Genomic DNA, 18,212 nt, shown 5'->3' with positions numbered 1-18,212 from the left:
TCATGACGTTGCAGACACACATCGAGAAAAAATTAACGGCGCTTTCGCCTGACGTGCTGCGCGTAGAAAACGAAAGCCATATGCACAACGTGCCCGCCAATTCCGAAACCCATTTCAAGGTGACGCTGGTCAGCGAGAGCTTCGAGGGGATGATGCCGGTCAAGCGCCACCAGCAGATCTACGCGCTGCTGGCCGATGAGCTTTCCGGACCGGTCCACGCCCTGGCGCTACACCTTTATACGCCCGGTGAATGGCAGGCGCGCGGCGGCGAGCGGCCGAGTTCACCCAACTGTCGCGGCGGCGGAAAGTGACACCGGAAGTTACCCGGCGTCACTACCTGGACGCCATGGGCATAACCGCCTGGGCGTGTCGGTTTCAACTGCCCAATGCCGCGCCGACCCAGGCCTGCGAGTGGGAAGAGCCTGCCGCGGCTGTCGCCCCGCGCCAGCAGCTCCATGCACTGCTGGAAGAGCCCGCCCCACCCGCCAGGCCACAGCCGACGCCTGCCAGTACGCCGGAAGTGGGCCGTTCACCTGACGGCGCCCCGATCAAGTCCGCCCGGGCGCTGCTAGGCGATATTGCCCCGCCAGAGCGTATCGAGCAAGCACCCGCGCCTGAAGCGCCTGCGCGCGTGCCTGAGTCTCGCACGCAGCCTGTGGTGTTCACCTTGACCTGTGCGTGTATCAACGGACGCTGGCTAAGCGTGCATCCCGGTGAACCCAGCGCGCTTGAGCAGCGCCTGCTTGGCAATATGCTGATCGCCGCAGGCGCTCTCGATGAGCCCTCCTTGCACTTCACGACCTTCAACTGGCCCCCCGTGGCGGATGCTTTCGCCGCGGAAGACCCGCTTGAAGAGGCTCGGGAGGGTGTGGCCGCCTTTGTTGCAGGCTCGGCCCGTCGCCAGGGCTGGCAGCTTGAGCGGCTGCTCTGGTGGAGCGATGAGCCTGACGAAAGCGGCGCTCAAGGCCAGAGCGCCGATGCGCTGACCCAGGTGCTGGATCTGCGCCAGGATCAGAGCCATACGCTGGCTCTGCCGGTCTGGCGGGCGCCGAGTCTTCAAGGGCTTGTCCGCAGCGCGGCGGCCAAGCGCGCGCTATGGCCTGCGCTGATGGCTTTGACACAAGACGCCTCGACCAACGCCATGCCATGATTCAACCCCTTGCCCCGACACACGGAGCGGCGCTTGCCGCCCTGGAAACCCGGGCTCAGAGCGGTGCGGGCCTGCGCTTTCTTGAAGAGGCACTCCTGGATGCCGACGCGGTCGTGCTGGGCTATTGGGAGGCGCAGGCGCTGATCGGCTACGCGCTGCTCGCCCGGTTGCCCTTTGAAGCGGAACTCCAGGCCATTGGCGTTTTACAGGAGCATCGTGGTCAAGGCGTGGGGCGAGCGCTGTTGCAAGGCGTGATCGTCAAGGCCCGCGAGTGGCAAAGCGAGCGGGTGCTGCTGGAGGTGCGCGAACATAATACGGCGGCGATAGGACTCTACGTGCAGGCGGGGTTCAGCGTGGATGGGCGACGGCGTGGCTACTACCCGGCCGCAAGCGCGGCCGGGCGAGAGGATGCGCTGTTGATGTCCTGGACGCTCTAGGCGTTGTCGCCCGCGTCAAATTTTGACAGCACGCCCTGCAGACGACGCTCCCACTCTTCGTGTTCCTGCTTGTACTGGTCGTTCTCGCGGCGAAGCTCTTCGTTTTCAAGCTTCATGAGTTCCAGTGCCTCGACGGTATCGGTAACTTTCTGCTCTAGCTGATTAAACAGTTCAAGGCTCATGCCTACCTCCAAAAAGCGGGGCAGAAGGGCCTGCCCACGATAATTAACGCGTTGGGACAGCAGCGTAACGCCGCGCTGGGTATTGGGCAAGCCTACTGGCGCTTGTAAAGCCGGGCGATGCTTTCACCGGCGCTGGTTTCTCTATGAAGCTGCCAGTTGGCGGGCACGTCCGGGCTTAGCGCGCGTTCGGTTTCAAGGTAGATGAATGCCTCGATACCCAGCCAGCCGTTCGCCTCGAGCGCCTGACAGCAGGGCCCGCTCAGCCCTTTCTCAAAGGGTGGGTCGATGAACACCACGTCAAAGGGGGTGCCGTCACGGGCCAGAAAGCTCGCCGCATCCGTGGTGATGACGTCGGCGTTATGGGCGCCAAGCGTGGCCAGGTTGTCTTCAATCAACGTGGCGACGCGGGCATCCTGTTCGATAAAGGTCGTACTTTGCGCCCCGCGGGAGAGCGCCTCGATTCCCAGAGCGCCGGAGCCGGCGAAAAGGTCCAGCGTGCGCTTTTGAAAAAGCGTGGGGCCAAGCCAGTTGAACAGCGTCTCGCGGACGCGGTCCGGCGTGGGACGAAGGCCTGGGTGGTCGAGCACGGGAAGCTGGCGGCGACGGTAATCACCGCCGATAATACGTAGCTTGCCAAGCGCTTTGGGCGCGCCGCGTTGAGCGGTGGTTTTGCGTGAAGAACGTTGTCGTTTCATGTAGCTGATTGTAGCGGGCTGGTTATCCAAAGTCTTGGTTGGCGATGGTAGGATGGTCACAATGTTCCCCCTTTTTGTTGGATACTCCCATGTTCGGTTTCTTAAAACGTAAGAAAAAGCACGACTCGCAGAAACATCAGGCGCCCCAGGAGGAGCGCGCTTTCGACCCCGGTCTGAAAGAGGCGCCTGAAGGCGAGCCTGACCAGCCGGCCCCCGATACACCGGAAATAGCACCCGAGCCCAAGCGACCCGAGGTCGACCCCGAACCTGAAAAGCCCGAGGTAGATCCGGAGCCCGAAAAGCCCGAGGTAGATCCGGAGCCCGAAAAGCCCGAGGTAGATCCGGAGCCCGAAAAGCCCGAGGTAGATCCGGAGCCCGAAAAGCCTGAGGTAGACCCGGAGCCCGAAAAGCCCGAAATCGAGCCCGAGCCCCAGACAGACCCTGCGCCGACAAAGCCCGAAATCGAGCCTGCCCCTGCTCAGCCCGAGGTAGACCCCACGCCCACTCGGCCCGAAGTGGCGCCCACGCCCGCCGAGCCGGAAATCGATCCGGTTCAGCCGACCCCCCGGCCAACTCCTCAGGACAAGCCCGTGGCGGCGAAGGCGGAGAAGCAGGGGTGGTTTGCCCGCGTCAAGTCAGGCCTGGGGAAGACCCGGGCCAACCTGACCGACGGCCTGGCGGATCTGTTTCTCGGGAAAAAGCAGATCGACGACGAACTTCTGGAGGATCTGGAGACGCAGCTCTTGATGGCGGACGTGGGCATCGAGGCCACCACCGAGATTATCGAGCGGCTACAGGCGCGGGTTTCGCGTAAAGAACTGGCTGATCCCGCCGCGCTTTACAAGGGGCTTCAGGAAGAGCTTGGCCTGATGCTTGAGCCGGTGGCCAAGCCGCTGGATTTCCAGAAGCAAAGCGAAGGGCCTTTCGTGATCCTGGTGGTGGGCGTGAACGGTGTCGGCAAGACCACCACCATCGGCAAGCTCACCCAGCGCTTTCAGCGTGAAGGTAAAAGCGTCATGCTCGCCGCCGGCGACACCTTCCGGGCGGCGGCGGTCGAGCAGCTCAAGGTGTGGGGCGAGCGTAACAGTGTGCCGGTCATCGCCCAGCACACCGGCGCCGACAGTGCCTCGGTCATCTATGATGCGGTAGCGGCGGCCAAGGCCCGCGGGGCGGATGTGTTGATTGCCGATACCGCCGGGCGGCTTCACAACAAGAGCCACCTGATGGAGGAGCTTAAAAAGGTGCACCGCGTCATGCAGAAGCTCGATACGACGGCACCTCACGAAGTCATGCTGGTGCTGGACGCCGGCACCGGCCAGAACGCCATCTCCCAGGCCAGCACCTTCAACGAGGCCGTGCCGGTCAGCGGTATCACCCTCACCAAGCTCGACGGTACCGCCAAGGGCGGGATCATCTTTGCCCTGGCCAAGCAGCTCAATACCCCCATCCGCTTTATCGGCGTGGGGGAGGGCCTTGACGATTTGCGCCCCTTCAACGCCGACGATTTCGTCAATGCACTGTTTGACCGGGCCGAGGGCGACGGCCGCGCATGATTGCCTTTGAGCACGTGGGCAAACGCTACGGCGGGCGCTTCGAGGCGCTGGCGCACCTGAACTTTCGGGTTGGCCAGGGTGAAATGGTGTTTCTGACCGGTCACTCCGGGGCGGGCAAGAGTTCGCTGTTGCGCCTGATCATGCGCCTGGAAAAGCCCAGCCGGGGGCGGGTGGTCGTGGCCGGGCACGATATCGCCAGGCTTCACGCAAGCCAGGTGCCGTTTTACCGGCGCCAGATCGGCGTGGTGTTTCAGGACCATCAACTGCTTTTTGATCGCAGCGTGTTTCGCAATGTAGCCCTGCCGCTGGAAATACAGGGGCTCGAACCCCGGGAGTCGGCGCGCCGGGTGCGCGCCGCTCTCGACAAGGTGGGGCTCCTGCACCGGGAAAAGGCGCTGCCCGTGGAGCTTTCCGGCGGCGAGCAGCAGCGAGTGGGCATCGCGCGCGCCGTGGTCAACAAGCCGGCGCTGCTGCTTGCCGACGAGCCCACCGGTAATCTGGACCCGCACCTGTCCGCCGATATCATGGGGCTTTTCGAAGACTTCAACCGTATCGGCACCACGATCATGATTGCAAGCCACGACCTGGCGCTGATCGCAAGGCTCAGACACCGCATTCTACGTCTGCGCGACGGCCGCCTGATTGCCGATGAGGGGGCGGTATGAAGCGCCCCACCACGCCGCCCGGCGCGCCTGCCCGCCGCCAGGGCGCGGTCAGCCGGGACAAGCGCGCCAAACTCGCCCCGGCCCGGCAAAGCCTGCCGCGCCCGCCCCGCTCGCGCGCCACAGGACCAAGCCTTGGCAGCCGAGCGCGCGCCTGGGGGCGTCATCACCGCGCCATGCTGGGCGACAGTCTCTACCGGCTGGTGCGCCACCCGCTGGGCAACGTGCTCACCATGCTGGCCATTGCCATCGCCCTGGTGCTGCCGGCCGCGCTCTGGCTGACGCTGGATAGCGCAAGGCTTCTGGACGCCGAGCTTGACGAGAGCGCCACGCTCACCGTCTATCTGCAGACCGAGGTGGACCCGGCCCAGGCCGAGCGTATCGACGAGGCGGTCAGCGCCGAGGACGGCGTGATGCAGACCCGCCTGATCAGCGCCGAAGAGGGGATGGCCGCGTTTCAGCGCTCGCTGGGCCTCGAGGATGCTTTGATGGGCCTTGACGACAACCCGCTGCCCGCCAGTATCGTCATCCATCCGCAAAGCGTTGAACCGGTAGCCATGGAGCAACTGGCCGGGCGCCTGGAAGCGCTTGCCGGGGTGGACGAGGTGCGCGTGGATCTTGCCTGGGTGGAACGGCTTCGCCACCTGGCGGATCTGGGTCGGCGAGTGGCATTGGCGCTGGGCGTTCTGTTCGGCTTTGGCGTGCTGCTGGTGGTGGGCAATACCATTCGGCTCTCGGTGGAGAGTCGCCGTCGCGAGATCGAGGTGGTGATGCTCATTGGCGCCACCCACGCCTTCGTGCGCCGGCCTTTTTTGTACAGTGGTGCCTGGTACGGCTTCGGTGGCGGGCTGCTGGCGCTTTTGCTGCTTGCCTTGGGCAATCACTGGCTTTCCATGCCGGTGGCCGCGCTGGCGGCAAGCTACGGGGCAAGCTTTTCCTTGCCGCAATTGGACATGACAGGCTCTACAATTTTGCTATCTTGCAGTACACTATTAGGCTGGTTGGGGGCATGGCTTGCGGTTTCGCGCCATCTTTCCAGCATTCGCCCGCGTTGAGTGCTTGACGAGTCAAGGCGATCGGCACGTTGAAAAAAGATTCAGCGGGTGCGCCGCCCGGTCAAGGTTTGGCCTGGGTTATATGAACTTTATACATTCGTTACTGTCTTAGCAGCAACTCTGACACCGCTATGTCGTTCTTGAGCCATGTCATACCCGGCCAGATAGATGACGATAGCAGGTCAATCAAGATAGGTGACAAGGAGACCATCTGCATGAGCACTAGTCTTCTACCGGTAGGGCAGCTTTCTCCAGGTAATGATCTTGGCGGTTACATTCAAGCGGTCAACGGTATATCGGTACTCACTGTTGAAGAAGAGCGTGAGCTTGCGTTTCGCCTGCATGACGAGGGCGACCTTGAAGCGGCGCGGCGTCTGGTGCTGTCGCATCTGCGCTTTGTGGTTCACATTGCACGCAGCTACTCGGGTTACGGCCTGCCCCAGGCGGATCTGATCCAGGAGGGCAACGTCGGCCTGATGAAGGCGGTCAAGCGTTTCGACCCCAATCAGGGCGTGCGCCTGGTGTCGTTTGCGGTTCACTGGATCAAGGCCGAGATTCACGAGTTCGTGCTGCGCAACTGGCGGATCGTCAAGATTGCCACGACCAAGGCCCAGCGCAAGCTCTTTTTCAACCTGCGCAGCGCGAAAAAGCGCCTTGCCTGGTTGAACAACGATGAAGTTGCGGCCATCGCCAAGGATCTGGACGTCAAGCCCGAGATCGTGCGTGACATGGAAGGCCGGCTTTCCGCGTTTGACGCGGGTTTTGATGCCTCGCCCGGCGAGGACGAGGAGAGCCCGTACCAGGCGCCGGCACAGTTTCTGGATGATGCCACGCTGGACCCGGCCACCCAGCTCGAGGACAGCGATTTCGAAGAGGACTCCACACGGCGTCTGCAGCTGGCACTCAAGGAGCTCGACGAACGCTCGCGGGATATTCTTCAGCGCCGCTGGCTCACCGACAACAAGTCGACGCTGCACGATCTGGCCGATGTGTACGGCGTGAGTGCCGAACGGATTCGCCAGCTTGAAAAGAACGCCATGAAGAAGCTTCGCCAGAAGATGGGCGACACGCTGGCAGCCTAGAGAGAGCCAGGTCAGAAAGAGCCAGGCGAGTTGACGCAAAAAGCCCCGGACAGCCCGGGGCTTTTTTGTGCGCCCTGGGGCGGCTGGCCTAGGCGGGCTGGGTGATCTCTCTCAAAAGAGTGCGAGAGATAAGCGGCCACTGGTCGTCCCAGTGCTCGGTGGGCAAACGCTTGAAGTCGCTTCTTACGTATTGCGAAATTCGCCCCTCGACCTGAGCGATCAGCAAATTGGCTGCCGCCGAGACGGGAATCGTCGGGCGAAGGCCCTGGGTGATCTCCGCTTCGCGAAGGATCTGCTTGAGCTGGGTTTCCAGGCGCTCGAAAAGCTGATGGACCCGTTGCCTGAGCCGGGCGGTTTCGCCGGTCAGTACATCGCCGCCCAGCACCCGGGCAAGCCCCGGATTTTTCTCCGCAAAACCCAGAAGAAGTGAAAGGATCGTCGCACAGCGAGACTCGGCGTCGGGCATGTCCTCGAGAATACGCGTAATGCGTGCAAACACGTTCTCCTCGATATAGTCGATGAGCCCTTCGAACATGCGGGCCTTGCTGGGAAAGTGGCGATAGAGCGCGGCTTCCGAGACGCCTACCTGGCGGGCCAGCGCCGCGGTGGTGATCCGCTTGCCGCTATCCTCTTCCAGCATGATGGCGAGTGCTTGAAGGATCTGATCGCGGCGGCGAGGTTTGTTGTCATCGCTCATCGTGCTTGCCCCTTGCGGCTAACCTGCATCACTGATCAGGGTGCCGACACCGGCATTGGTGAAGATCTCCAGAAGCACGGCGTGGGGCACACGTCCGTCAATGATATGGGCGCTGTTGACCCCACCCTTGACAGCTTCCAGCGCGCAGCGGATTTTCGGCAGCATTCCGCCATAAATGGTGCCGTCGGCGATCAGGCCATCCACCTGTATAGTGGTCAGCCCCGTGAGCACCTGGCCTTCGCCGTTCATCAGGCCCGCCACGTTGGTCAAGAGCATCAGCTTTTCGGCGCCCAGCGCCTCGGCCAGCTTGCCGGCGACCAGATCGGCGTTGATGTTGTAGCTATGGCCTTCGCCGTCCACGCCGATCGGCGCGATCACCGGAATGAAATCCCGTGCGGCGAGCATCTCGATCAGGTCGGTCGAGATCGACTCCACCTCGCCCACGTGGCCGATGTCGATGATCTCGGGGACCGTCATTTCCGGACTCTGGTGCTCTACCTTGAGCTGGCGGGCGCGGATCTGGGCACCATCCTTGCCAGTCAGCCCGATTGCCTTGCCACCGCTTTGATTGATCAGATTGACGATGCTCTTGTTGACCAGCCCCCCCAGTACCATTTCGACGACATCCATGGTCTGGGCGTCGGTAACGCGCATGCCGTTGACAAAGCGCGACTCGATATTGAGCTTCTCCAGCAGGCTTCCGATCTGCGGGCCGCCGCCGTGAACCACCACCGGGTTGATGCCGACTTCCTTCATCAGCACGATGTCGCGGGCGAAGGAGTCGATCAGGGTGTCTTCGGTCATGGCGTTACCCCCGTACTTCACCACGACCGTCTTGCCGGAAAACTGCTGGATATAGGGAAGGGCTTCTGACAGCACCTCCACAACGACCTGAGGGTCGCGATTATCTGGTTTCATTGCTTTATCCCTTGGCTTTTATGTTTTAGCGGCACGTTGGCCTTTATGGCGCGCCTGTCTGCGCACTTTTCCTGACGAGGTATCAGCGGATCTTGGCGATATCGAGCATGGGGGCGGTCCTGGCAAGCGCGCGGGCAAAGCGTGCTTTGATATCGACAAGGGCCGCTTCGCTTTCCCCTTCAAAGCGAAGCACCAGCGCGGGCGTGGTGTTCGATGCTCGGCAAAGCCCCCAACCGTGCGGGTAGTCCACGCGAATACCGTCGATGGTGGTCTTGATACCTTCGCCGAAGTCGCCATCTCTGGCAAGCGCTTCCACCAGGCCGAATTTCTCCTCGTCCGGCACGTCGAGGTTGATCTCCGGCGTGCTGATTTCCTGGGGGAAACGCTCGAACAGGGTGTCCGCATCGTCCGGCGACTGGGCGACGATTTCCAGAAGCCTTGCCGCGGCGTAGAGGCCGTCGTCGAACCCGTACCAGCGTTCCTTGAAAAAGATGTGTCCGCTCATCTCGCCGGCAAGCTGTGCGTCGGTCTCGATCATGCGCGCCTTGATCAGCGAGTGGCCGGTGCGCCACATTTCCGGCTCGCCGCCGGCATCTGCAATGACGCGAGCGAGGTTGCGGCTGCACTTGATATCGAAAATCACCCCCGCTCCCGGGTGGCGGGCCAGCAGGTCGGTGGCGAATACCGCCAGAAGATGATCCGGGTAGATCATGCGCCCGCTCGGGGTCACCACACCGAGGCGGTCGCCGTCGCCATCGAAGGCCAGGCCGATATCCGCGCCGCAGCGCTTGACCTCATCGATCAGCGAGACGAGGTTTTCAGGCTTGCCCGGGTCCGGGTGGTGATTGGGAAAGCGCCCGTCGATCTCGTCGAAAAGCGCGGTAGTCTGAACGCCCAGGCGACGAATCAGTTCAGGGCCCAGCTCGCCGGCCACGCCGTTTCCGCAGTCCACCACGGCGTGAAGCGGTCGCGCCACCTTCACATCACCGAGAATACGTTCGAGATAGGCCGGGCGTACGTCGACCTGCGAATAGGCGCCGTCGCCCTCGTCGAGACGGTCTTCATCGATACGCCGGTAGAGCGCGGTGATGGTGTCGGCAGAGAGTGTTTCGCCGCCCAGCACGATCTTGAAGCCGTTGTATTCCGGCGGGTTGTGGCTGCCGGTGATCATCACCCCCGAGCGGCTTTCATCCAGTGTGTGAGTGGCGAAGTAAAGCACCGGCGTGGGGACCATGCCGATGTCGATCACGTCGACCCCGGCGCTTAAAAGCCCTTGAGTCAGCGCCTTTTGAAGCATCGGGCCGGAGAGGCGCCCATCCCGGGCGACAATGACCGCGCGCTCGCCCCGGGCGGCGGCCTCCGTGCCGATCGCTCGACCGATCAGCACGGTGGTGGCCTCGGTAAGCGTGTGGTCCACCACGCCGCGTATATCGTAGGCGCGAAATATCGAAGCGGGTACAGTCATGGTCAATCCCTCCATCAGCCGGTTACGTAAACGGATAGGCCTTAGTGGCGGCCGGTGCTGCCAAAACCGCCACTGCCGCGGGTGCTGTCCTCGAAGCTCTCGACGACCTCGAGGGTAGCCTGGACCACCGGTACCAGCACGTATTGAGCCAGCCGCTCGAAAGGCGCGAGGGTGAAGCTCGTCTGGCCGCGGTTCCACACCGAGATCATCAGCTCTCCCTGGTAGTCCGAGTCGATCAGACCCACCAGGTTGCCCAGCACGATGCCGTGCTTATGACCCAGCCCCGAGCGGGGCACAATCAAGCCGGCAAGGCTGGGATCTTCGATATGGATCGCAAGGCCGGTGCGGATCAGCTCGCACTGGCCAGGGGCGAGGGTGAGCGGTGCGTCGAGCAGGGCGCGTAGATCCATGCCCGCCGCGCCGTCGGAGCCGTAAGTGGGCAGGTAGTCGTGCATACGCTCGTCGAGCACCTTGCACTTCAGGGAGGGACGGCTCATGAGTTGGCTCCGGTGGTTGGGTGTGGGGCTGTATCGATCAAGGAACGCGCTTGCTGGATAATCAGTTTGGCAAGCGCGGTCTTGGATTGGGGTGGCGCGTCGAGCTGCTCGGTGCCCGTTGGCGTGCGCCACAGGAGCAGCGCGGCGTTGTCGTCGCTGCCAAAGCCCAGGCCGTCGCGTGCCACGTCATTGGCCACCACCATGTCGAGATTCTTGCGTGAAAGCTTCTCGTCGGCGTAATGAGCAACGTCGCGGGTTTCGGCGGCGAAGCCGACCACGAAGGGGCGCTCGCTGGCGCCAAGCGCGGCCACCTCGGCAATGATATCCGGGTTTTTCACCAGGGTAAGGGTCAGCGTGTCACGGTCCTGGGTTTTCTTGATCTTGTGCTCGGCGGTCTGTTCGGCGCGGTAGTCCGCCACCGCCGCACAGCCAATGAAGAGCGCTGCCTCGGGGGCGAGCCTCAGCGCCTCACGATGCATCTCCCGGGCGCTCTCGACATCGACGCGGGTCACATCCGGTGGGGTGGGCAGATCCACCGGGCCGCTGATCAGGGTGACCTGAAAACCTTCGGCAACGGCGGCGGCGGCCAGCGCATAGCCCATCTTCCCCGAGCTGTGATTGGAGAGGTAGCGCACCGGGTCCAGGGCTTCCCGGGTGGGGCCTGCGGTGATGACCACGTGCGGACGCGGCGCGGCTGTCACCGTTGGAACCATCGGTGGGGCCAGCCGCTTGGCCAGCGCCTCGACAATCAGCTCGGGCTCGCTCATGCGCCCGGGGCCGACATCACCGCAGGCCTGCTCGCCGGCGGCGGGCCCGATGACCTGCCACTGATCCGCCTCGAGCATCTGGGCGTTTCGCTGGCTGGCCGGGTGGCGCCACATTGCCTGGTTCATGGCCGGCGCAATCAGCCTTGGCGCTTCGCAGGCAAGGCTAAGGGTGGTCAGCAGATCATCGGCCAGGCCGTGCACCAGGCGGGCGATCAGATCCGCCGTGGCCGGGGCGACGAGCAGCGCATCTGCCCAGCGGGCAAGCTCGATATGGCCCATGCCGGCCTCGGCTTGCGGGTCAAGAAGCGAGGTGCGTACCGCCTCACCGGAAAGCGCCTGAAGCGTCAGCGGAGTGATGAACGCCTGGGCGCCGTCGGTCATCACCACCCGCACTTCGCCGCCGGCCTGCTTGATGAGCCGAGTGATCTGAGCGCTTTTATAGGCAGCGATACCGGCGCTGACGCCTAGAAGAATTCGTTTTCCCGCAAGCGCCGAACTCGGCGAGGGCTGTATCGAAGCCATGGAACGCTCCTTGTGAAAAACGGATCAGGCCCGGGGAAAAGGCCGCTCCAAAGGGGCTCACCATACCATTTGGCCGCTTGTTTTGGCAGGCTGGCCCAATGCCATCCAGGCTAGGTATACTGAGCTTGAGAGCAGGACAACAAGATATGCGCAGCGCATGACAAGGGGAAAGACGATGGGAATCAATCACTGGCCGGAAGGGGAGCGCCCACGGGAGAAGCTTTTGACGCTGGGCGCCCAGGCGCTGTCGGATGCCGAGCTTCTGGCAATCTTTTTGCGGGTGGGCGTCAAGGGCCGCTCGGCCGTGGACCTGGCCCGCGACCTGCTGACGCGCTTTGGAGGCTTGAGGCCCTTTCTGGAATCCGATCAGAGCGCGTTCTGTGAGGCCCACGGGCTGGGGGCGGCCAAGTTCGCCCAACTGCAGGCCACGCTCGAATTATCGCGTCGGCACCTGGCCAGCCAGCTGGCTCGAGGCAACGCTCTGACCTCGCCCTCGTTGGTGCGCCATTACCTGCGCTCGCAGCTCAGACACCTGGGGCACGAGGAGTTTGCGGTGCTTTTTTTGGATACACAGCACCGAATCATTCGCTATGAATCCCTGTTTCGCGGTACCCTAGACAGCGCATCGGTGTATCCCCGCGATGTAGCCAAGCGCGCCCTGGAGCTTAACGCGGGCGCGGTGATCCTGGCGCACAACCACCCCTCGGGCGTGGCCGAACCCAGCGACGCCGACCGACGCATCACCGAGCGCTTGACCCAAGCGCTGGGACTGTTTGATGTTCGCGTGCTTGATCACTTCGTGGTGGGGGATGCTGATGTGATCTCTTTTGCCGAGCGCGGCTGGCTTTAAAATGCCGGCTTTTTTCCGTTTAAAGGGCCTTTTTGACCCTTTTGGCAGGCTTTTGCTTGCCGCTGGCCGGATGCTCTGGTATAAAGTGCCACCTTTAAACTTGGGTTGAATAACGGATCTGGGTATAGCCAAGCCTTAACGGCGTCGACTCCCTCCCTTCCGGTTTGCCCGACAGTTTTGAACACTCAGGCTTATACCCTGGCCAAGCGGTTGGAGGCTCTCATGTCCAAAGTATGTCAGGTTACCGGCAAGCGTCCGGTAACTGGTAACAACGTTTCACACTCCCAGCGTAAGACACGTCGTCGTTTCTTGCCGAACCTGCACACTCATCGTTTCTGGGTTGAATCCGAGAACCGTTTTGTGAAGCTGCGCATCTCTTCCAAAGGCATGCGTATCATCGACAAGAAAGGTATCGAAACGGTGCTGGCGGATATCCGCAAGCGCGGCGATGCCATCTAAGACAGCTTTTTGATAAGCACTTTTGGGAGAGTAAACCATGCGCGATAAGATTCGTCTGGTGTCCAGTGCCGGTACAGGCCACTTCTACACCACCGACAAGAACAAGCGAAACACCCCGGACAAGTTCGAGTTCAAGAAGTACGACCCGGTGGTTCGCAAGCACGTTATCTACAAGGAAGCCAAGATCAAGTAATCCAGATTACGCTGATCGGCTTTCACCGCAGGCGAGTGCCTGTTGAAAACCCGGCCCACAAAGCCGGGTTTTTGCGTGCTTGGCTCAATCAAAGCTGACGCGCGCAGGGTAAAGGATTTTGCTGTCATCGGTTTTGCCAGGTTGATTGTTAATCATGTCAGGTGTCTATCATGCCCGAGCTGCCCGAGGTTGAAACCACCCGCCAAGGGATCGCCCCTTATATCGAAGGCCAGGAAATTACCGAAGTGCTGGTGCGCAACCGTCGCCTTCGCGTGCCGGTACCGAGCGATTTCGAAACGCGGCTGATCGGCGCGCGGGTGGGGTCTATCGTCCGGCGCGCCAAGTATCTGCGCATTCCCTTGGTGGGCGTATCGGGGGAGGCCACGCTCTTGTGGCACCTGGGCATGTCGGGCAGCCTGCGTATCGCCAGGGTGGGAGATCTGCCCAAAAAGCATGACCATGTGGATGTGGTCACCGCTGACGGCCATGTGCTTCGCTACCATGACCCGCGCCGCTTCGGTTTTGTCGATTGGCAGCACGGCGATGGCACCCATGACCCGCGCCTTTTGCATCTGGGCCCGGAGCCACTGAGTGACACTTTCAACGGGGAGTGGCTCTATACGCTTTCAAGGGGCAAGCGCGTGGCCGTGAAGCCGTTCTTGATGGATAACCGGGTGGTAGTCGGGGCGGGCAATATCTACGCGACTGAGGCGCTTTTTATCGCGGGGATCGACCCGCGCCGCGCTGCCGGGCGAATCTCCCGGGCGCGCTACGAGCGCCTTGCGGTGGCGGTCAAGGAGGTGCTGACCGCCGCGATCACCCAGGGTGGCACGACCCTTCGCGATTTCGTCAGCGGCCAGGGCGAGCCGGGCTACTTCGCCCAACAGCTCAACGTCTACGGGCGCCAGGGCCAGCCTTGCCGACGCTGCGAACAGATGCTCAGACGCATCACCCTGGGTCAGCGGGCCAGCGTTTTCTGCCCCGGATGCCAGCGCTAAACTAACTTTCACGCTTTGTCGATGCTTTTGGAGACACCTGTGACCCAACGCCTGCGCTTGAACAAGAACGCCGACCGCCGCCTGAAGGCGGGGCATCTATGGATCTACTCCAACGAGGTGGATACCAAGGAGACACCGCTCAAGGAGTTCGCCGCCGGCGAGGCCGCGCTGATCGAGGCCTCCAACGGCAAGGCCATTGGCGTGGCCTACGTGAACCCGCATTCGCTGATCTGCGCACGCATCATGTCCCGCGACCCGGAAATGCGTCTGGACCGGTCCTTGTTCGTCCACCGCTTCAACCAGGCGCTGGCGCTGCGTCAGCGCATGTTCGACAAGCCCTTCTACCGCTTGATTCACGGCGAGGGCGATCTGCTGCCGGGTCTTGTCATCGACCGCTTCGGCGATGTGCTGGTGGTTCAGCTCAACACCGCCGGCATGCAGGCATTGGCGGACGAAATCGTCGATGCCCTGGAAAAGGTCGTCAAGCCTGAGGTGATCGTGTTTCGTAACGACACCGGCGGGCGCCGCCAGGAAGGCCTGGAGGCCCAGGTCGAAGTGGTCAAGGGCGTGCTTCCCGATGAGGTGCTGATCGAGGAGAACGGCGCGCGTTTCGTGGTGCCGGTACTCAATGGCCAGAAAACCGGTTGGTTCTATGATCACCGGGTCAACCGTGCCTGGCTCAACGGCCAGGTAGCGGGCAAGCGGGTGCTGGATGTGTTCAGCTACGTGGGCGGCTGGGGCGTGCAGGCGGCGGCCAGCGGGGCGTCCGAAGTGCTGTGTATCGACAGCTCCGCCGCGGCCCTTGAACAGGTAGCGCGCAACGCCGAACTCAACGGCGTTCATGAGCAGGTAGCGATTGGCGAAGGCGACGCCTTCGAGGCGCTCGCCGCGCTCAAGGCCGATGGCGAGCAGTTCGACGTGGTGATTCTCGACCCGCCGGCGTTCATCAAAAAGCGCAAGGACATCCCCAACGGCGAGCGCGCCTATGCCCGCCTGAATCGTGAAGCGATGCGCCTTCTGGGCCGCGACGGGCTTTTGCTTTCGGCCTCGTGCTCGATGCACCTGGCCCAGGATCGGCTGGTCGACGTGGTGCGGGGCGCGGTGCGCCACCAGGACCGTCACGGCCAGGTGATCTTCCAGGGCCATCAGGGGCCGGATCACCCGGTACACCCGGCCATTCCCGAGACCTCGTATCTCAAGGCGCTGGGTGTGCGCGTTTACCGCGACTAAGCGATAGGCCACCATGGTGCCAGGTCGGCGGAGTAAGGAGCGATGATGGAGTGGGTACTGCCAAAGCCGTTCGTGCTGGATATCACCGTTGACGCGCGCGCCATCGATGCGTATCAGCACGTCAACAACAGCGAATATCTGCGCTGGGTCGAGCAAATCAGTTGGGCCCACTCCGAGGCTCTGGGGCTGACACTGGATCATTACCGGGCGCTTGACCGGGCAATGGTGGTCCACCGCCACGAGCTCGATTACCTCGCCCCGGCGTTCGAAGGCGATGCGCTCCAGCTGGCCACCTGGATCGTCGAGTGCGACGGGCGTTTCAGCCTGACCCGGCGGTTTCAGCTCAAGCGCAAGGCGGATGACAAAACCCTGCTCAACGCCCGCACCCGCTTTGTGTGCGCCGCCCTGTCGAACGGGCGGCCCAAGCGCCTGCCCGACGAGTATCAGCGCATCTACGGGGCGGCCATCATCGAAGAGTAGCGTGGAAGAGTAGCTTGGAAAAGTAGCGTGGATTTTGCTGTGAAAGCATCGTTTACGCGGTAATTTTCTGCTGGAAAACGCCTTTAACGGCGTTTTTCTTGTTTTGGGGCCAGATTCTGGCGGTACGGCCTGACTGTGCTGTAATGAAGAAAGATAACCCATTTCTTCACGAGGTCTGCCATGCATATCGCCGTTCCCAAAGAGATCAAAAACCACGAGTATCGCGTTGCCCTGACCCCCACCGGCGCCCGCGAGCTTGCCGGGCGCGGCCATACGGTCAGCGTTCAGCAGGGCGCCGGTGAAGGCGCCGGGTTTGCGGACGGCGATTTCGAGGCGGCGGGGGCGCGCATCGAAACCGACGTCGAGGCGCTTTGGCAAAACGCCGAGCTGATTCTGAAGGTGAAGGAGCCTCAACCCGAGGAGGTTGCGCGCTTGAAGCCCGGCCAGACGCTTTTCACCTACCTGCACCTGGCCGCCGAGAAGACGCTGACCCAAGGGTTGATCGAAAGCGGCGCGACCTGCATTGCGTATGAAACCATCGTCGATGGTAAAGGCGGGCTGCCCCTTTTAGCGCCCATGAGCACAGTAGCCGGGCGCATGGCGGTTCAGGCGGGCGCCCACAGCCTCGAGAAAGCCCAGGGCGGCGCCGGGGTACTGCTACCCGGCGTGCCCGGTGTCGCGCCGGGTAAGGTAACGGTGATCGGCGGCGGCGTGGTAGGCGAAAACGCCGCGCGCATGGCGCTTGGCCTCGGCGCGGACGTCACCATTCTGGACCGCTCCATTCCCCGGCTGGAGACCCTGGACGACCGCTACCAGGGGCGCATCAAAACGGTCTACTCCACCGCGGATGCGCTGGATGAAGCCGCCCGGACCTCGGACATGATCATCGGCGCGGTGCTGATCCCGGGGGCGGCGGCGCCCAAGCTGATCACCCGTAAGATGCTTGCAAGCATGAAACCCGGCAGCGTACTGGTGGATGTCGCCATCGACCAGGGCGGCTGTTTCGAGACCAGCCGGCCCACCACCCACGCCGAGCCGACCTATATCGTCGACGGCATCGTTCACTACTGCGTGGCGAACATGCCCGGGGCGGTAGCGCGCACCTCCACCCTTGGCCTGACCAACGCCACGCTACCCTTCGTACTGGCGCTGGCGGACAAGGGCTGGCAGCAGGCGCTCAGAGACGACGACCACTTCGCGACAGGGCTCAACGTGCACGCCGGCAAGCTTACCTACAAGGCGGTCGCCGAGGCGTTCGGCCTCGAGTACGTCGCCAGCGGGCCACTGCTCGGCGCCTAGCCCGGTGTTTGCTGGCAATACGATTTAAGGGCAGAGCCTAGTAGTGCGGGGGCACATCGTCTTCAGGGCGGTGTGCCTCTTCGTTCGATGAGTCGTTGAAAGTTTGGTGCTGCTCGCGCAGCCGGTCGCGCATTAACGTGCTTAGCTGCTCGAGCTTTTCCAGGCGGCGCTCCTGGCCGGCGACGGCCTGGTCGAGGGTGTCCAGCCAGTGCTCCTGGTAGGCAAGCTTGGTCTCCAGCGCCTCCAGCCGGAGGCTGAGCTCGGCAGGCGATAATTCATTTGGCATGATAAGATCGAACCCTTGTAGTGTATGCTCGGTACGGTTAGCCCCGCCTCCTTGCGCGACCATGGTCGACGTTGCTTCAGCATTTATCGCCAAAGAGGGGGATTGCTATAATCGTTACGCGTATTTTCCTTTGTTTGTTACTCATACAACAAGAGAGCTTTTACCATCTATGAACCCAAAAGTTGTTGTTCGCTGTTTATTGATCAGTGTATTGCTTGCAGCGCCCACGCCACTGCTGCTGGCTGGCCTTGTACATTTAACCGATGCGCCGCTGGCTGAACAGTGGCTTTCCGAGCTTGCCATTATCGGCACGACCGGCGTCTACATTGCGGTGGCGCTGGGAAGCTTTATCGTGTTGCTGGTCGGCACGCTGGCCGCGGCGGCGTTCGCGCCTCCTGTGGTAGTCAACGCTGAAGCGGCCCACGTCAAACCTGTTGCGCGTCAGGCAGAGCCGGTCGACGATGAGCCAGAAGATGTCATCGACCCCAACGACGGGCGTGAAGAGGGTGAGGTGAAGTGGTTTAACACTAATAAAGGCTACGGCTTCATCACCCGCGATAACGGCGAGGACGTGTTCGTGCACTTTCGCGCCATTCGCGGGCGTGGCCCGCGCATGCTCGCTGAAGGCCAGATCGTGCGTTACCACGTGATCCAGAACGACCGCGGCCTGCAGGCCGACGACGTGAGCATTATCGAGTCGTGACGCCTGTACGGGTCTGGCTCTCGGGCCTGGCC

The 18,212-nt window shown here is 62.4% G+C and carries 23 protein-coding genes; 15 read left to right on the top strand and 8 right to left on the bottom strand.

Annotation, left to right across the window (positions count from 1 at the left end; all coding sequences use genetic code 11):
- Positions 1 to 2 precede the first annotated feature (2 nt).
- The 3 genes from ACWF8S_RS14910 to ACWF8S_RS14900 are packed head-to-tail and all read left to right on the top strand — an operon-like array spanning position 3 to position 1,587.
- A complete protein-coding gene (locus ACWF8S_RS14910) occupies positions 3 to 311 on the top strand; it encodes a BolA family protein (protein ID WP_447554185.1) in 309 nt (102 codons plus the stop codon).
- Positions 308 to 1,150, top strand: a complete 843-nt coding sequence (locus ACWF8S_RS14905; RefSeq protein WP_447554184.1) for a hypothetical protein — start codon at positions 308 to 310, stop codon at positions 1,148 to 1,150. Before ACWF8S_RS14910 ends, ACWF8S_RS14905 begins: the two co-directional genes overlap by 4 nt.
- Positions 1,147 to 1,587: a GNAT family N-acetyltransferase gene (locus ACWF8S_RS14900; RefSeq protein ID WP_447554183.1), complete on the top strand. Its 441-nt coding sequence runs from the start codon at positions 1,147 to 1,149 to the stop codon at positions 1,585 to 1,587. The genes ACWF8S_RS14905 and ACWF8S_RS14900 overlap by 4 nt, the downstream gene beginning before the upstream one ends.
- On the opposite strand, the gene ACWF8S_RS14895 is transcribed toward ACWF8S_RS14900, so the two are convergent.
- Complete coding sequence (locus ACWF8S_RS14895; RefSeq protein ID WP_447554182.1) at positions 1,584 to 1,769, bottom strand: cell division protein ZapB; 186 nt, start codon at positions 1,767 to 1,769, stop codon at positions 1,584 to 1,586. The two genes, ACWF8S_RS14900 and ACWF8S_RS14895, sit on opposite strands and share 4 nt — an antisense overlap.
- A 92-nt stretch (positions 1,770 to 1,861) precedes the next feature.
- Positions 1,862 to 2,464 (bottom strand): 16S rRNA (guanine(966)-N(2))-methyltransferase RsmD, encoded by a 603-nt coding sequence (rsmD, locus tag ACWF8S_RS14890; RefSeq protein ID WP_447554180.1) that lies wholly within the window; start codon positions 2,462 to 2,464, stop codon positions 1,862 to 1,864.
- An 89-nt stretch (positions 2,465 to 2,553) separates the two neighbouring features.
- Between rsmD and ftsY the strand changes: the two genes are divergently transcribed.
- From ftsY to rpoH, 4 genes are all read left to right on the top strand, one after another.
- Positions 2,554 to 4,017, top strand: a complete 1,464-nt coding sequence (gene ftsY / locus ACWF8S_RS14885) for a signal recognition particle-docking protein FtsY (RefSeq protein WP_447554179.1) — start codon at positions 2,554 to 2,556, stop codon at positions 4,015 to 4,017.
- Positions 4,014 to 4,682, top strand: coding sequence for a cell division ATP-binding protein FtsE (gene ftsE / locus ACWF8S_RS14880; RefSeq protein WP_447554178.1), 669 nt, complete (start codon positions 4,014 to 4,016; stop codon positions 4,680 to 4,682). Before ftsY ends, ftsE begins: the two co-directional genes overlap by 4 nt.
- Complete coding sequence (ftsX, locus tag ACWF8S_RS14875) at positions 4,679 to 5,734, top strand: permease-like cell division protein FtsX (protein WP_447554177.1); 1,056 nt, start codon at positions 4,679 to 4,681, stop codon at positions 5,732 to 5,734. The genes ftsE and ftsX overlap by 4 nt, the downstream gene beginning before the upstream one ends.
- A 215-nt stretch (positions 5,735 to 5,949) precedes the next feature.
- Positions 5,950 to 6,816: an RNA polymerase sigma factor RpoH gene (gene rpoH, locus ACWF8S_RS14870; RefSeq protein ID WP_447554176.1), complete on the top strand. Its 867-nt coding sequence runs from the start codon at positions 5,950 to 5,952 to the stop codon at positions 6,814 to 6,816.
- A gap of 88 nt (positions 6,817 to 6,904) precedes the next feature.
- On the opposite strand, the gene slmA is transcribed toward rpoH, so the two are convergent.
- From slmA to coaBC, 5 genes are all read right to left on the bottom strand, one after another.
- Positions 6,905 to 7,513, bottom strand: coding sequence for a nucleoid occlusion factor SlmA (gene slmA, locus ACWF8S_RS14865; protein WP_447554175.1), 609 nt, complete (start codon positions 7,511 to 7,513; stop codon positions 6,905 to 6,907).
- An 18-nt stretch (positions 7,514 to 7,531) separates the two neighbouring features.
- Positions 7,532 to 8,431, bottom strand: a complete 900-nt coding sequence (gene argB, locus ACWF8S_RS14860; RefSeq protein ID WP_447554174.1) for an acetylglutamate kinase — start codon at positions 8,429 to 8,431, stop codon at positions 7,532 to 7,534.
- An 82-nt stretch (positions 8,432 to 8,513) separates the two neighbouring features.
- On the bottom strand, positions 8,514 to 9,896 hold the full coding sequence (locus tag ACWF8S_RS14855) for a phosphomannomutase/phosphoglucomutase (protein ID WP_447554173.1): 1,383 nt from the start codon (positions 9,894 to 9,896) through the stop codon (positions 8,514 to 8,516).
- A 41-nt stretch (positions 9,897 to 9,937) separates the two neighbouring features.
- Positions 9,938 to 10,393 carry a dUTP diphosphatase gene (dut, locus tag ACWF8S_RS14850; RefSeq protein ID WP_447554172.1) on the bottom strand — a complete coding sequence of 152 codons (456 nt, stop codon included), beginning with the start codon at positions 10,391 to 10,393 and terminating at the stop codon, positions 9,938 to 9,940.
- Entirely contained in the window at positions 10,390 to 11,682 is a 1,293-nt protein-coding gene (coaBC, locus tag ACWF8S_RS14845; protein WP_447554171.1) for a bifunctional phosphopantothenoylcysteine decarboxylase/phosphopantothenate--cysteine ligase CoaBC, read from the bottom strand. Before coaBC ends, dut begins: the two co-directional genes overlap by 4 nt.
- Positions 11,683 to 11,857: 175 nt before the next feature.
- Between coaBC and radC the strand changes: the two genes are divergently transcribed.
- From radC to ald, 7 genes are all read left to right on the top strand, one after another.
- Positions 11,858 to 12,532 (top strand): RadC family protein, encoded by a 675-nt coding sequence (radC, locus tag ACWF8S_RS14840; protein WP_447554170.1) that lies wholly within the window; start codon positions 11,858 to 11,860, stop codon positions 12,530 to 12,532.
- A 222-nt stretch (positions 12,533 to 12,754) separates the two neighbouring features.
- Positions 12,755 to 12,991: a 50S ribosomal protein L28 gene (gene rpmB, locus ACWF8S_RS14835; protein WP_394582619.1), complete on the top strand. Its 237-nt coding sequence runs from the start codon at positions 12,755 to 12,757 to the stop codon at positions 12,989 to 12,991.
- 37 nt (positions 12,992 to 13,028) lie between these two features.
- Positions 13,029 to 13,184, top strand: coding sequence for a 50S ribosomal protein L33 (gene rpmG / locus ACWF8S_RS14830; protein ID WP_227391162.1), 156 nt, complete (start codon positions 13,029 to 13,031; stop codon positions 13,182 to 13,184).
- 170 nt (positions 13,185 to 13,354) lie between these two features.
- Positions 13,355 to 14,182, top strand: a complete 828-nt coding sequence (mutM, locus tag ACWF8S_RS14825) for a bifunctional DNA-formamidopyrimidine glycosylase/DNA-(apurinic or apyrimidinic site) lyase (protein WP_447554169.1) — start codon at positions 13,355 to 13,357, stop codon at positions 14,180 to 14,182.
- A 39-nt stretch (positions 14,183 to 14,221) separates the two neighbouring features.
- A complete protein-coding gene (locus ACWF8S_RS14820) occupies positions 14,222 to 15,412 on the top strand; it encodes a class I SAM-dependent rRNA methyltransferase (protein ID WP_447554168.1) in 1,191 nt (396 codons plus the stop codon).
- A 45-nt stretch (positions 15,413 to 15,457) separates the two neighbouring features.
- A complete protein-coding gene (locus ACWF8S_RS14815) occupies positions 15,458 to 15,892 on the top strand; it encodes an acyl-CoA thioesterase (RefSeq protein WP_447554167.1) in 435 nt (144 codons plus the stop codon).
- A gap of 180 nt (positions 15,893 to 16,072) precedes the next feature.
- Complete coding sequence (gene ald, locus ACWF8S_RS14810; protein ID WP_447554166.1) at positions 16,073 to 17,191, top strand: alanine dehydrogenase; 1,119 nt, start codon at positions 16,073 to 16,075, stop codon at positions 17,189 to 17,191.
- A gap of 37 nt (positions 17,192 to 17,228) precedes the next feature.
- Here the strand turns inward: ald and ACWF8S_RS14805 are convergent, their stop codons facing one another.
- Positions 17,229 to 17,477, bottom strand: coding sequence for a SlyX family protein (locus ACWF8S_RS14805; RefSeq protein ID WP_447554165.1), 249 nt, complete (start codon positions 17,475 to 17,477; stop codon positions 17,229 to 17,231).
- Positions 17,478 to 17,646: 169 nt separating this feature from the next.
- On the opposite strand from ACWF8S_RS14805, the gene ACWF8S_RS14800 reads away from it, so the two are divergent.
- Complete coding sequence (locus ACWF8S_RS14800; RefSeq protein ID WP_447554164.1) at positions 17,647 to 18,180, top strand: cold-shock protein; 534 nt, start codon at positions 17,647 to 17,649, stop codon at positions 18,178 to 18,180.
- The last annotated feature ends 32 nt before the right edge of the window (positions 18,181 to 18,212 follow it).

This window comes from Vreelandella xerophytica, assembly GCF_968048975.1.
The sequence above is the reverse complement of the archived record's forward strand: the minus strand, read 5'-3'. Positions and strand labels throughout refer to the sequence as shown.